Raw genomic sequence first — 12,475 nt, 5'->3', positions numbered from 1 at the left:
GGTGAAGCTCTTGCTCACGTCGGGCGGCGTGACGAACGGCTCCATCCGTTCGGCGCTGACGGAAATGCTCGGCAGAGACGTCGCGGATTGCGATGCCCTCTTCGTCCCCACCGCTCAGTGGGGACACCCGGCGTGCTCACCCCAGTCGGTGTGGCGGTCGACGGCCGGCCGCTGGTCTTCTCCGGGCGGCCTGTGTGAGCTGGGCTGGAAGTCGGTCGGGGTCCTCGAGCTCACCGCACTGCCGAGCATCGGCCCGGATCGTTGGGTGCCCTGGGTGCGTGACGCCGACGTGCTCCTCGTCGACGGCGGCGAGGCGATCTACCTGGCGCATTGGCTGCGGGAGTCGGGGCTGGCGCAGCTCCTGCCCGATCACCCCGACACCGTGTGGGTCGGGGTGAGCGCCGGCAGCATGGTGATGACACCCCGGATCGGCGCGGAGTTCGTGGACTGGAAGCCGGGCGGCGCCGACGAGGCCCTCGGCGTGGTGGACTTCTCGATCTTCCCCCACCTCGATTACCGGGGTTGGGCCGCCAACACTCTCGCGAGTGCGCGGCGATGGGCGCTCTCGATCCCCGGACCGGCGTACGCGATCGACGACCAGACGGCGATCGCCGTCGTGGATGGGGCTGTGACCGTGGTCTCAGAGGGCCACTGGGAGGCACTGAACCCCTGACCCCGTTGGTTCCTACGCGCGCCCGTTGAGGGCGAACTGTCGGTGGGCGCTGATCCCGATCGCCACGTAGGCCAGCCCCGTGACCGTGTGCATGGCGGAGAGTACCGCCGCGGTCGGCAGGTCGTGCGCGCCCGTGGCGACCAGGGGGATGCTGACTCCCGCCACGAGGCTTCCTGCGACGATCGTGATCGTCGTCCAGCGCCGCGACCGCGGGGCGATCAGGCCGAGCACGATCGCTCCGAGGACGAGGGGGACGAGGGTCTTCCACACCACGTCGCCGATGATGACGAGGTGGTCAGGGTCGCCCCAGCGAGGGTCGACGCGGAGGGATGCTCCGGTCACCCTCCCGATCGTGAAGAGAGTCACGTTGAGCGCGACGGCGATCCCACAGCAGATGACGACTACGACGATGAAGGTCCTGGTGCCTCGGTCGCGCCGCAGCATCGTGCGTTCGCGGGGGAGTGAACCGACCATGGGATGCTCCTTCTGTCGTCCGCGGAAAGCGGGGGCTTACCACCCAGGACAGGACAGCCCGGGGGATTGTGACATCCGTCGGCCCTCGGCCCGGAGGAGAGTGTCGCCCCTACCGTCTGCCCGCCCTTGCGCGGAGATAGGCCGCGCGAACCGCCCACGAGTCCGACACGGGACCCAGATGGGCGAGCTTGTGGGGGTTGATCACCGTGCGGATGAACTGGACCCGGGCGTCGAGGACATCGAGCACCATGACGCTCAAGACTCTGCCCGCCTGGTCGCGGACGAGTGCGCCGGGCTGGCCGTTGAGTTCACGGGTCTCCACAGTGAGACCGATCTGCGAGAGTCCGGCACGCGCCGACGACAGCACGCGAGCCACGTTGTCCGCACCGACGACGGTCCTCGGCAGGCTGGGGGCGTTGCCGCCGCTGTCGGAAGCGAGCTGGACGTCGGCGGCCAGGAGCGCCCGCAACCCGTCGACATCTCCCGTCACCACCGCGGCGAAGAAGCGCTCAGCCAGCTGCTCACGTGCCCGTCGATCGGCGTCGAAGCGGGGGAGGCCGGCCTCCATATGGCGCCGCGCCCGCACCGCCACCTGCCGGCAGGCGGCTTCCGAGCGTTCGACGATGGGGGAGATCTCGCCGAAGCCGAACCCGAACACGTCGCGGAGGACGAAAACCGCGCGTTCCACAGGAGTGAGCCGCTCCAGAAGCACAAGTGCAGCCATCGATACCGATTCGGCCAGTTCTGCGGCACGCTGAGGATCCTGATACGGGTCTTCCAGCAGAGGCTCCGGAAACCACTCACCGACATACTGCTCGCGGCGGGCTCGGGCTGAGCGCAGTTCGTTGATCGCGATCCTCGTGACCACTGACGATAGGAACGCCTTCGGTGACACCGGACGCGTCGCGCTGGTCTGGTAGCGCAGCCACGTCTCCTGGACGGCATCTTCGGCCTCGCCCACGCTGCCCAGCATGCGGTAGGCGATGGAGAACAGCAGGGGCCGCAGCTCCTCGAACTCCTTCAGTCGCGACGCATCAACGGGATCCGGCATCTCGCGTGCCACCTCCCCACCGACGTCGGTACAGCTGTCACGGGGCATCCGCCCGAACCCCCTGCGCGTCGTGAAGCGCCGGCCCGGCCCGCCCTTGGTCCGAGGGTACTCACTCACCGCACTGCCGAGCATCGGCCGGGATCGCTGAGCGTGGGGTTCTCCGGAAATCTTCTCCGGCTGACCGGCGCGCGCTCCAGGCCGAGACCGCGAAGACTGTCAGGCAACTCAACTGAAGCGACCGGAACGGTAGGGCGCCTTCGGAGTGACCCATACTCCACGGCGCACTGACGGTCTGCACTGCCATGGAGGAGACGGCGACATGAGCATCACCCCGGAATCCACTTCCCACCCGACGGTCGTGCTCGTGCACGGCGCGTTCGCCGAGTCGTCGAGTTGGAGCGGGGTGATCTCATTGCTGCTGGATGACGGGTACCCCGCGATCGCGGTCGCGAACCCGCTTCGTGGCGTGGCGTTCGACTCCGACTACCTGCGGGCCACGTTGGAGGGCATCAGCGGCGACATCATCCTCGTGGGGCACTCTTACGGCGGCACGGTGATCAGCGGCGGCGGCGCGGGCAATTCACGGGTGAAGGCGCTGGTGTACATCGGGGCCTTCGCGCCGGAGGCCGGTGAGACGCCGGGAGACCTGGCCGGGAAGCTGCCTGGCTCGACGCTCGCGGAGACTCTCAGGTCAGTCGCGCTGCCCGGCGGCGGAGTCGACCTGTACATCGAGCAGGACAGATACCGTGCGCAGTTCGCGGCGGATTCGCCCGCCGAGATCGCTGCGGTGATGGCGGTCACGCAGCGCCCCATTCAGGAGTCCGCTTTCGGAGAGGCCTCGGGTGAGCCAGCCTGGAAGTCCATCCCGTCGTGGTTCCTCTTCGGCGAGCTCGACAAGAACATCCCCGCCGCCGTGCACCACTTCATGGCAGACCGTGCCGGCGCCAAGAAGACCATCGAGGTCAAGGGAGGATCGCATACCGTCGGCATCCCCGAAGCCGCCCAGGTGTTCGACCTCATCCGCGAAGCCGCGGATGCGACCACCGGCACTTAGCCGCGTCACCCCGGCAGCCACGGCCCTCGCGAACCCAGTCGAAGGAAGACATCATGAACGATTCAGCCCCCACTCCCGATGTCGCCGGCGGACAGGCAGCAGACGAGCTGCGAGGACGGCTCACGCGGACGGAGATCCAGCACGCCCCCTCATCGATCCCCGGACGAGACATCGTTCAGGTGCTCACCGAGATCCCCGTTGACGTGTCCTCCGGATGGCACCACCACCCCGGAGAGGAGGTCGGTTACATCGTCGCCGGGAAGGTGCGCATGGAACGCGAAGACGCCACGACCCAGATCCTGAACGCCGGCGACGGCTTCCTCATCCCGCCAGGAGTCCCCCATAACGCGACCGACCTCGGTCCCGACACCGGGAGGATGCTGTCGACCTACATCGTGGAGACCGGCGAGCCCGTTGCCACTTTGGAGCGGTGACGGCGGCGCGACCGGTGGGGGAGCTTTCCGCCCTCCTTGAGGACCTCTCCGTCTCCATCAGTCGCTGAGCGGCACGTACCTGCGCGGTGCGTCGCCGGATCCCGGTTCATCACAGGGATCGCCAGAGCAGGGTGGACGCGAATGGGATGACTCCGGCCTTCGTCGTCGTCACGGCACATGCCCCATTGAGGCGAGGTGTAGAAGCTCCTGCGCGACCTGCTCGGGCTGATCCTCAACCAGGAAGTGCCCGGCGTCCAGGCCGCGCCCCCGCAGATCCTTCGCCCATGGGCGCCAGAGGGCCAGCACGTCCCCGTAGAACTTGGGCAGCGCACCCTGCGCGCTCCACAGCACCAGCAGCGGGCAGCGGATCTGACGGCCGTCCGCTTTGTCGTCGTCGTCGTGCTCCCGGTCCACTCCCGCGCCGGCGCGATAGTCCTCACAGATGCCGTGAACGACGCTCGGGTCATCCAGGAGTGCGCGGTATTGCGCCATGAGCTCTTCGGGGTAGCGGCCAGGGGCGCGCCCGAGGCCGAGCGCGCGGACGTGGTGGTCGAAGAACGCGGAGGGGTTCGCGTTGATCAGATCCTCCGGGAGAGGTGCCGGCTGTGCGAGAAACGCCCAATGCCAGTACGTCAAGGCCATCTGAGCGTTGGCACGGGACCACACTTCTCCGGTCGGCACGACGTCGAATACGCCGGCGGCGGAGATCACGTCCGGGTGATCCACCGCCATCCGGTAGGCGATCCGGCCGCCACGGTCGTGCCCGGCGACCGCGAAGGCGGAAAAGCCCAGGACGTGCATCAGTTCGACCAGGTCATCCCCGATGGCTCGCTTGGAGTACGTGCCGTGATCGGCGGCGGTCTCGGGCCGGAAGGATCCACCGTAACCGGGCAGGTCGACCACGACGACCGTGTGGTCGCCCGTGAGCTGATCGACCACTGCGTGCCACATCAGATGCGTCTGCGGGTACCCGTGCAGCAGCAGGATCGGAGGGCCTTCGCCAGCAGTCAGCGTGAAGATGGGTCCGCGTGCGACCTTGATCGGTCGGGCGGTGAAGGTGTCGAACATGATGTCAGCGGTGTCGTGACGGGTTCCGTCAGGACGGGGCGGCGAGAAACCGCAGGAGTTCGCGGTTGACGTCCGCCGTGTGGGTGACGGGATTGATGTGCGGACCGCCCTCGATCTCGACGTAACGTGCCGCCGGCAGGGCTTCGTGAGCGCGGCGACCTTGCCCGTCGATCGAGAGGATGCGGTCGGCAGTGCCGTGGATGATCAATGCGGGCACGTCGAACCGTTCCAGGTCGGCGTGGAAATCCTCCAGCCAGGTCTGCGGACATGCCCAGGTCGCGTAGGGAGACGCAGCAGCGCCGGCGGACCACATCGCACGGACGGTGTCCTCGCTGACGAGCGTGCCCTGGTACTCGTCGAGGTTCAGGAAGTTGGCCATCATCCCGGTCAGCCACGCGAACCGATCTGCCAGGATCGCCTGCTGCACGCCGGACACCCCTGCCGCATCGACTCCTTTCGGATTCTCGTCGGTGAGCGTGAAGGTCGGTGTCAGGCTCTCGATGAGAACCGCGCTGGCCAGCCGTTCGGTGCCGAACCGGCCGATGTAGCGCGCCACTTCGCCGGTCCCCAGAGAAAAGCCGACGATGGTGGCCTCGCGAAGATCCAGGGTGCGCAGCACGACGTCCAGGTCGGCGCTGAGGGTGTCGAAGTCGTACCCCGTGATGGGTGCACTCGATCGACCGAAGCCACGGCGGTCATAGGCGATCACTCGGTATCCGGCATCGAGCAGCGGGTGCAGTTGTGGCTCCCACGAGCGAGCGTCGAAGGGCCACCCCGCAAGGAGGACGACCGGCCGGCCGCTGCCCTGATCTTCGTAGTACAGGTCGATCGGCGCGGAGTTCTCTTCGCCGACGGTGATGGTGCTCACAGTGTGCTCCTCGGGCTCGAAGTAGGTGACGCAGTCAGCGTGCCCCGCGGGCAGGCGCCCCCGCATCACGGTGAACCCGAGAAGATTTCCGGCAAACCCCACGGTCAGTTGCTCGCGCGGGTCGCACGATGGGACCATGGCCGTGACAGTCCTGATCGTCGATGACGACGAGCGTTTTCGCGTCTTGGCGAGGAGAATGCTCACCACCTGGGGTTATCAGCCCGAAAGTGAGGCAGGCAGTGTGACGGAAGCGTTGCGACGAGTGGCAGAGTCGCGACCCGACGTCGCGTTCGTCGATGTCGGTCTGCCCGACGGAACCGGCCTGGAACTGAGCAGGATCCTCGCAGAGGCACCATGGCGGATACGTGTGATCCTCGTCTCCTCCGACAGCGACGCGGCGACGCCGGCAGAGGCGGCCGCTGCCGGCGCCGCGGCGTTCGTCCCCAAGACCGAACTGTCCCGTGCGCTTGTCCGCTCCCTCCTCGAGCACGAATAAGGCCATGAGCATCGACATCCAGAACCAGCCGGTACGGGTGTCCGTTGGAGAGGATGATCTTCTTTTCCGGCAGGGTGTCGTTCGCGTCCTCACCGACGGTGGACTGAGCGTGGTCGCGGAGGCGGGCAACGCCGTGGAGTTCCTGGCCAGAACACTCGTCCACAGGCCAGACGTCGCGGTCGTCGACATCCGGATGCCGCCACGACGAGATGACGATGGGTTGCGGGCGGCGGTCGAGCTGCGTGACCGCGTACCGACGATGGGCGTCGTGCTCCTCACTCAGCACTGCGACCCGGAGTTCGCGATCGAGCTGATCGGCGACCGGCCTGAGGGTGTCGGCTACCTGCTGAAGGAGCGAGTCGGTGACATCCGCGATTTCGTCGAAGCTGTGACGCGCGTCGCCCGGGGTGGGAGCGCTCTGGATCCGGAGGTCGTCGCGCGCATGCTCCGGCCGCGTTCCGTCCCACAAGAGCTCGCACCGCTCACCCCTCGGGAACGGGCGGTCCTCGCCGCGATGGCGGAGGGCTTGTCCAATCAAGGAATCGCACGTGCCCTGCTCATCAGCAACGCCGCAGTGGAGAAACACGTCACCGCGGTGTTCCGCAAGCTGTCGATCACGTCCGAAGGCACCGAGCACCGACGCGTCCGCGCTGTGCTCCGATACCTGACCGCCCAACGAGCCTGAAAACCCTCTCGAATGGGCGACGTTCCAGATCGCACTGAGCCCGGCATCGACAGCGCGGAACAGAAGACGAGCCTGTTCGGGACTCGAACGGAGCGCGAAGAGATCCGGAGCCTCGTCGAGAAGGAACGCGCTCTGCGTGACGTCGCGAACCTGATCGCTCGGGCGGGTGCCGACGTCGACGTCATCGCCGTGATCGTTCGCGAGGCCTCGCGGCAGGTGCGCGGCCTACCTGTGACCCTGGCCCAGTTCGTCGGCCCCAGACAGTTGCTCGTGCTGGCCTCTCCAGACGGCCCGGCCGCTGCCGGCACGCGCATCGTCTTCGAAGCCGACACGCTTCCCGATCGCGTGATCCGCACTGGCCGGCCGTTCCGCGTCGATGACTACCGAACCCAGCCGGATGCCGAAATGGCGGCGCGCTTCGGGATCGTGGCAGGAGTTGCGGCGCCGATCGTCGTGGAGGGCCGGACGTGGGGGATGTTCTTCGTCAGCTCGGCAGCCGGGCCGCTGCCGCCGGAGACGGAGAACCTGCTCGCCGCGTTCGCGCAGCTGGTCACCGCATCCTTCGACAGCATCGAGGCACGAAGTCAGCTTCGGGCTGTGGCGGAACACGACGCGGCCATGCGCTCGATCCAGCACGACGCCGACGGTGGCGCACTCACGGACGTCGCCACGCGCCTCGTGGAGTACGCGGCCAAACTGGGCGGGATAGAGCACGCCACGTTGACCGCCATCGGCGGGGTGGAGGTAGCCGCTGCCAACCCGGTTCTGTCGATGACAGACTCGTCCATCCGTCCGACGCAGACCGTGACATTTCCTGTCACCGCGCAGCAGGAGCGCGTCGGCGCGTTCACCGTCGAGACGACCCTGCCCGCGCTGCCGAGCCAGACGACGCAGCATCTGACCGATCTGAGTGACGTCGCCGGGCGCATCATCCTCGCGATCACGAACCGGCAGCATCTGAGTGAACTCATCGACGAACACGCGTCCCTGCGCCGTATCGCTGAACTGGCAGCCCACAGGGCGCCGAGGGCGCGACCGCTGGACGACATCCTCGCCGTGATCTGCAGGGCGGCATCTGAGCAGCTGGGCGGGCAAGAGGTCACCCTCCTTCAATTCGAAAGCGCCGACACCATCGTGGCCGTCGCGACGCACGGCGGTCCTGTGCCGACCGGGGTCCGGGTCGTCCACCCTCCGGGGTCACTATCCGACCGGGTGGCACGGACGAAGAAGGCCGTTCGCGTCGACGATTTCGACGCCTTGCCGAGCGCTGAGATCGTCCGGCGGTACGGCATCCGCGCCGGGGTCGGGGTTCCGGTGTTCATCGACGACCGCCTGTGGGGAGCCTTCGTCTCGACATCCCAGATCGCACCACTACCGGCCGACACCGAACAGCGTCTGGAGGGCTTCGCCCAATTGACGTGGGCGGCCATCGCGAACGCCGAAGCCCGAGAGATCCTGCGCCGCCTCGCGGATGAACAGGCAGCCCTGCGCCATGTCGCCGAGCTCGTGGCACGCGAATCGCCGCTGCCCACGGTGTTCCGCGCGGTCGTGAAAGAGGCAGCCCGAGTGCTCGACGCCTCATCGGCGGAGGTCGTTCGCGGCCACGTCGGCGGATCCGGGGGAGCGCGCGTGGTGGCCGAGGTCAGGCTGCAGCCGGCTGCCGGGGTTCACCACGCCGAAGCGCCGATCCTCGTCAACGGCGAAAGCTGGGGGACTCTCGCGGTCGACTCGGATTCTCCGAGCCGGATCGATGGCAGGGACCGCCTGAAGCCATTCGCCGATCTGATGGCCGCGGCCATCGCCAACGCGGAGCATCGGGCGGGCCTCACCCAATCCCGCGTGCGCGTGATCGCCGCGGCAGACGAGGCTCGACGGCGACTGCAACGCGACGTTCACGACGGCGCGCAACAGCGCCTCGTGCACACCATCCTCCTCCTCAAGCTGGCGAGGGACTCCGCTGCCGCCGGGGGTGATGTCAGCGAGCTGCTCGCCGATGCGCTGGCGCACGCGGAAGAAGCGAATCGCCAACTGCGGGACATCGTTCGCGGGATCCTGCCCGCAGCACTCAGCCGCAACGGGCTCGCTGCCGGCATCGAGTCGCTGGCTGCCGAAACCCCGATCCCTGTGCATCTCACGCTGGTCATTCCCCGACTGCCGCCGGCCCTCGAAACAACCGCGTACTTCACGGTCGCCGAAGCGATAACGAACGCGGTCAAACACGCGCAGGCAACACAAGTCAGTGTGTCGTGCGCGCTGTCCGGCAATGCCGAGGAGTTGGTCCTCACCATCGAAGACGACGGAAAGGGCGGCGCCGACCCATCCCGCGGCACAGGCTTGACCGGGCTCAGAGACCGCATCGAAGCGAGTTGCGGAACGATCGAAGTGGTGAGTCCCGCGCAACGCGGCACCCGGATCGTTGCCCGCATTCCCCTGGATGCGTCGGACCGGCGATAGATGGGACCGAACCAGCGAGAGGCAGTCGGCGTCGCAGAGGAACGCACAGGATGGGAAAGAAGAGATGCCCCTGGAGGGACTCGAACACGACTGAGCATAATGCTCAATCCGACCTCAAACCGCGGGAACCGCGGAATTACGCGGATCTTTGAGGGGGTGGGCGACATCGCGCAACCCTACGAAACGTGCTGCGGCAAATGGTTTGCGGGCAGAATGCGGGCAAGAATCGTTGAAGAATCAGCGTTCTAGAGCGTCCGGGACGCGGGCCGTCTAGCGCCCAAACTCGCTCTTGCGGCAACGAGACGCAAATGAGCACATTGCTAAGCAGGGAGCGCTGTAGTGAGCTTGCGCTCTGCAATGTGCTCAAGTGAGGCATCCCTGGCCTCGCCACCGGAATGGACCCACGACGGCTCGCATCCTCCCCGGGCGACCCTGCGCCTGAGCTGCTGGTCAGTCCAAGGGGAAGGTGTGCTTGTCGAGCCACAATTCGACGTCGTGCAGAGGCGGCGGATTCGCGCCGGCGATGAGCCGGATATAGCGGTCGGCGTCCTGGGCGCCGGCGCGCAGGTCGTAGCCGTTGATGTCGTAGAAGGCCACCGTGACGAACCAGCTCAACCGCTTGTTTCCATCCAACAGTGGATGGTTGTGGTTGATCGCGCTGATCAGCACGGCCGCCTTCTGATGAATCCCTGGGTAGACTTCCTCGCCGAACACAGGCATGGGGGACGCCAGTGCGGAGAGCACGCCGTTGCGGTCCCGGTAGTGAAATCCCTCGTCCTCAACGAGTTCGTCGACGTCCTCCGGTTCGATGTACTCCGTCACTGGGACAGCCGGTCGAGCAGCTCAGCGTCGCGGTCGCGGACCCGGTCGAACGCGCGGCGTACCCGCTCGCGCCGGATCGTGCGAGCGTCCAGCTCGAGCACGGCCTTCTCGATCACGCTGTTCTTGCTCTGTCCCATCAGGGAGGCGAGCTCGGTGAGCTTCGATTCCGCCTCTGGCGAGAGGCGCACAGTCCGGGCCATGGCGGTTCCTTCCCTTGTGGTGTCACTATGATACCGCTGAGGGACGGGAGTCGGCGGGCGGCGAAGGGCTTGATTCGTAGCAGGCGCTACTTGAGCGCGAGGCGCGCGATCAGGCGAACGGCGTCCGTAGGTGGGACATTTACGTGCACATGTCACGAAAGTGAACAACCGACTGAGCATGCACCAGCGCCGCTTCGACGCCCGCAGAAGCGTTGACGAAGCGGGGAGCCTTGATGCTCAGCGGTCGATCGATGGACCGGATGGCCCCGGGCCGGCGACGGGTCCCGTCGTTCGCCCGCGACGCTGCTGTACGCGAGCCTGAACGTAGAGCTCGCGACCGGTCGCCTCGTCGACGAGCCCGGCGACGCGGGCACGATTCATCATTCGGGTTGCCGTGCTGATACTGACATTGAGCTCCTCTGAGACGAGCTTGAGCGGGCCGCCGTTGATGACCGACCCAAGTCGGTACAGCCTGACCGCCTCACGCAGGTTCTGGTCGTCAGAGCGCCCCTCGTCCGTGCGCAGGCCCGCGATGTACTCGCCGTAGGACTCGGGCTCTCCACCATCGCGGTCGATGCGAACGACGCGAGCAGCAGCCCATTGCACGATTGCCTGCACGCGGATATCGCGCAGCAGAGTCGTGGTCACCTCATCCCCGGCCCCGCTGCGGTCGACGCGCACCGACTCCGCCACCGCGCGCCGCAATGTCGGGTCGTAGACGATCCGCGCATGGACCTCGCCCGGGATCTCGGGAAGGCCCGTTACGACCGCCCCCCACGAGCGCGGAATGAAGACCCCGTTCCCCGTGTCGATGATCTCCGCGTCGACCTGTTCGATGACGAGTTCGGGCATGGTGCGAGTGTGCCAGTTCGTCAGAGCCTGAGCAAGCGATGACATGAGGCATTCAGGGGTGTACAGTGCGTGAGCAAGGGATGTCATTAGTTGCCCACCGAAGGAGAATGTCATGAGCACGTCATCCACCTCACTCGCACTGACCATGAAGGACGCGGCGAAACTCGTCGGCGTCGACTACCGCACGATCAAGCTCGGCATCGAGAGCGGGACCATCCCCACGGTCCAACTCGGCCCGCGCCGGATGATCCCCCGCGTCCCGTTGCTGCGCGCCTTCGGCGTCGACGCCTGAACAGCCGGGGGTCGCCGCGAGTAATGGAATCCGGCTGCCCGTTCAGGATCCCTATCCGTGCGCTGCGCGCTGGTGGCTCCGCGCGGGCAGTACCTGGCTGCCCATCGGAGGAGTAGCTGCGTCGACGAAGTCTTTCGAGAGGCGTGGCGTATCGTCGTGCGCGTGTCCGAAAGAGATGCTTCGCGACGGGTGATTCGCCTGTCCCGTGACTACGCGCGCGACTGACCGCTCTGGGAGAACTCGACCCCCGCCTGGGACGGCGGATACACGACCAACCCCGAGATGTGGGGGCTCTCAGACGAGCTGACACGGGACATCGCGTCATGGAACGCCTTGTGGGAGTCGCACTTCGACCCGTTCGACGGCTGGGATGACGAGAGCAATCGCGAGACGTCGCGGTTGCAAGGTCGAGCGATCGCAGCGCGCCTTGAACGGGAAGTCTCCTCGTTCGCAGACGTGCAATATGAGCCGTGGCCGCTCGGCGAATCCACGGAGTAGCGCCCGGCGAAGAGGTCATCCCAGTCCAGATGCTCCCCTCCGCGGTCGGCGTCGACCCATCCCGAAGCGCGATGCCCGCTGATGGTGCCTGGCTGTGCGCTACCGACTACTTGCGCTCGCGCTCAGGCTGAGTTGGGCTGAAGGTGCCTCGCAACCTTCGAGTCACACTCGCCCGCGTGCGCGCGTCGCGAAGCTCCATTCGTGCTCTAAGCAATCTCGCGCGAACTCGACCGACGTACCGATTTCGACGTACGTCGCGGACCCAGCTGTTGCCACGCGAGTCTGAGAAGAACAGGAAGAGCCGGTCATCGACGCGAGGGCTAGAGCTGTTGGCCCGAGGAAGCATCGGTGGTGACGCGCCGTAAAGGAGCGTGATCGAATCGCGGGCGCCTGGTCGCAGTCCGAAGTCGTTAGTGTTGTCGAGCACTCCCCTCGATTGCATCCGCGCATGCGGGTGCGACCGAATGTAGATGTCGGGAATCGTTCGATCGCTCACATTCTCGAGATGGAGGACGACTCGCCAGCCCGTCTCACGGCTTAGAGCAGATTCTGTC

At 66.6% G+C, this 12,475-nt stretch carries 14 protein-coding genes; 7 read left to right on the top strand and 7 right to left on the bottom strand.

From position 1 onward, the window contains the following. The first annotated feature begins 1 nt into the window (after position 1). Entirely contained in the window at positions 2-673 is a 672-nt protein-coding gene (locus F6J85_RS12205; RefSeq protein ID WP_150925347.1) for a Type 1 glutamine amidotransferase-like domain-containing protein, read from the top strand. 12 nt (positions 674-685) lie between these two features. On the opposite strand, the gene F6J85_RS12200 is transcribed toward F6J85_RS12205, so the two are convergent. Together F6J85_RS12200 and F6J85_RS12195 are read right to left on the bottom strand one after the other, a co-directional pair. Then, complete coding sequence (locus F6J85_RS12200) at positions 686-1,147, bottom strand: DUF6069 family protein (RefSeq protein ID WP_150925345.1); 462 nt, start codon at positions 1,145-1,147, stop codon at positions 686-688. Positions 1,148-1,256: 109 nt separating this feature from the next. Then, entirely contained in the window at positions 1,257-2,198 is a 942-nt protein-coding gene (locus F6J85_RS12195) for an RNA polymerase sigma-70 factor (RefSeq protein WP_150925343.1), read from the bottom strand. A gap of 319 nt (positions 2,199-2,517) precedes the next feature. Here F6J85_RS12195 and F6J85_RS12190 point away from each other — a divergent pair, with 319 nt between their 5' ends. Beyond that, positions 2,518-3,252 (top strand): alpha/beta fold hydrolase, encoded by a 735-nt coding sequence (locus F6J85_RS12190; RefSeq protein WP_150925341.1) that lies wholly within the window; start codon positions 2,518-2,520, stop codon positions 3,250-3,252. A gap of 53 nt (positions 3,253-3,305) precedes the next feature. Then, positions 3,306-3,686 carry a cupin domain-containing protein gene (locus F6J85_RS12185; protein ID WP_150925339.1) on the top strand — a complete coding sequence of 127 codons (381 nt, stop codon included), beginning with the start codon at positions 3,306-3,308 and terminating at the stop codon, positions 3,684-3,686. Between the two features lie 168 nt (positions 3,687-3,854). Here the strand turns inward: F6J85_RS12185 and F6J85_RS12180 are convergent, their stop codons facing one another. Next, entirely contained in the window at positions 3,855-4,754 is a 900-nt protein-coding gene (locus tag F6J85_RS12180) for an alpha/beta fold hydrolase (protein WP_150925337.1), read from the bottom strand. Positions 4,755-4,782: 28 nt separating this feature from the next. Beyond that, positions 4,783-5,622, bottom strand: a complete 840-nt coding sequence (locus F6J85_RS12175) for an alpha/beta fold hydrolase (protein ID WP_150925335.1) — start codon at positions 5,620-5,622, stop codon at positions 4,783-4,785. A 136-nt stretch (positions 5,623-5,758) separates the two neighbouring features. Between F6J85_RS12175 and F6J85_RS12170 the strand changes: the two genes are divergently transcribed. The 3 genes from F6J85_RS12170 to F6J85_RS12160 are packed head-to-tail and all read left to right on the top strand — an operon-like array spanning position 5,759 to position 9,257. Then, positions 5,759-6,118, top strand: coding sequence for a response regulator (locus F6J85_RS12170; RefSeq protein WP_150925333.1), 360 nt, complete (start codon positions 5,759-5,761; stop codon positions 6,116-6,118). Between the two features lie 4 nt (positions 6,119-6,122). Beyond that, complete coding sequence (locus F6J85_RS12165; RefSeq protein WP_150925331.1) at positions 6,123-6,803, top strand: response regulator transcription factor; 681 nt, start codon at positions 6,123-6,125, stop codon at positions 6,801-6,803. Positions 6,804-6,815: 12 nt separating this feature from the next. Continuing rightward, positions 6,816-9,257 carry a GAF domain-containing protein gene (locus F6J85_RS12160; RefSeq protein WP_150925328.1) on the top strand — a complete coding sequence of 814 codons (2,442 nt, stop codon included), beginning with the start codon at positions 6,816-6,818 and terminating at the stop codon, positions 9,255-9,257. Between the two features lie 450 nt (positions 9,258-9,707). Here F6J85_RS12160 and F6J85_RS12155 read toward each other — a convergent pair whose 3' ends face one another. The 3 genes from F6J85_RS12155 to F6J85_RS12145 all read right to left on the bottom strand — a co-directional run bounded on the left by F6J85_RS12155 (position 9,708) and on the right by F6J85_RS12145 (position 11,131). Next, positions 9,708-10,079 carry a type II toxin-antitoxin system death-on-curing family toxin gene (locus F6J85_RS12155; protein WP_150925327.1) on the bottom strand — a complete coding sequence of 124 codons (372 nt, stop codon included), beginning with the start codon at positions 10,077-10,079 and terminating at the stop codon, positions 9,708-9,710. Beyond that, positions 10,076-10,279 (bottom strand): hypothetical protein, encoded by a 204-nt coding sequence (locus F6J85_RS12150; RefSeq protein ID WP_135068004.1) that lies wholly within the window; start codon positions 10,277-10,279, stop codon positions 10,076-10,078. Before F6J85_RS12150 ends, F6J85_RS12155 begins: the two co-directional genes overlap by 4 nt. Before the next feature lie 237 nt (positions 10,280-10,516). Next, positions 10,517-11,131, bottom strand: coding sequence for a hypothetical protein (locus F6J85_RS12145; RefSeq protein ID WP_150925325.1), 615 nt, complete (start codon positions 11,129-11,131; stop codon positions 10,517-10,519). 112 nt (positions 11,132-11,243) lie between these two features. On the opposite strand from F6J85_RS12145, the gene F6J85_RS12140 reads away from it, so the two are divergent. Beyond that, the gene (locus F6J85_RS12140; protein ID WP_238706947.1) at positions 11,244-11,423 is read left to right on the top strand and encodes a helix-turn-helix domain-containing protein; all 180 of its coding nucleotides are present in this window, start codon (positions 11,244-11,246) and stop codon (positions 11,421-11,423) included. Positions 11,424-12,475: the final 1,052 nt, after the last annotated feature.

The organism is Microbacterium lushaniae (genome assembly GCF_008727775.1).
Lineage (GTDB): Bacteria > Actinomycetota > Actinomycetes > Actinomycetales > Microbacteriaceae > Microbacterium > Microbacterium lushaniae.
Note: the sequence above shows the minus strand (reverse complement) of the source record. Positions and strands in the feature narration are given on the sequence as shown.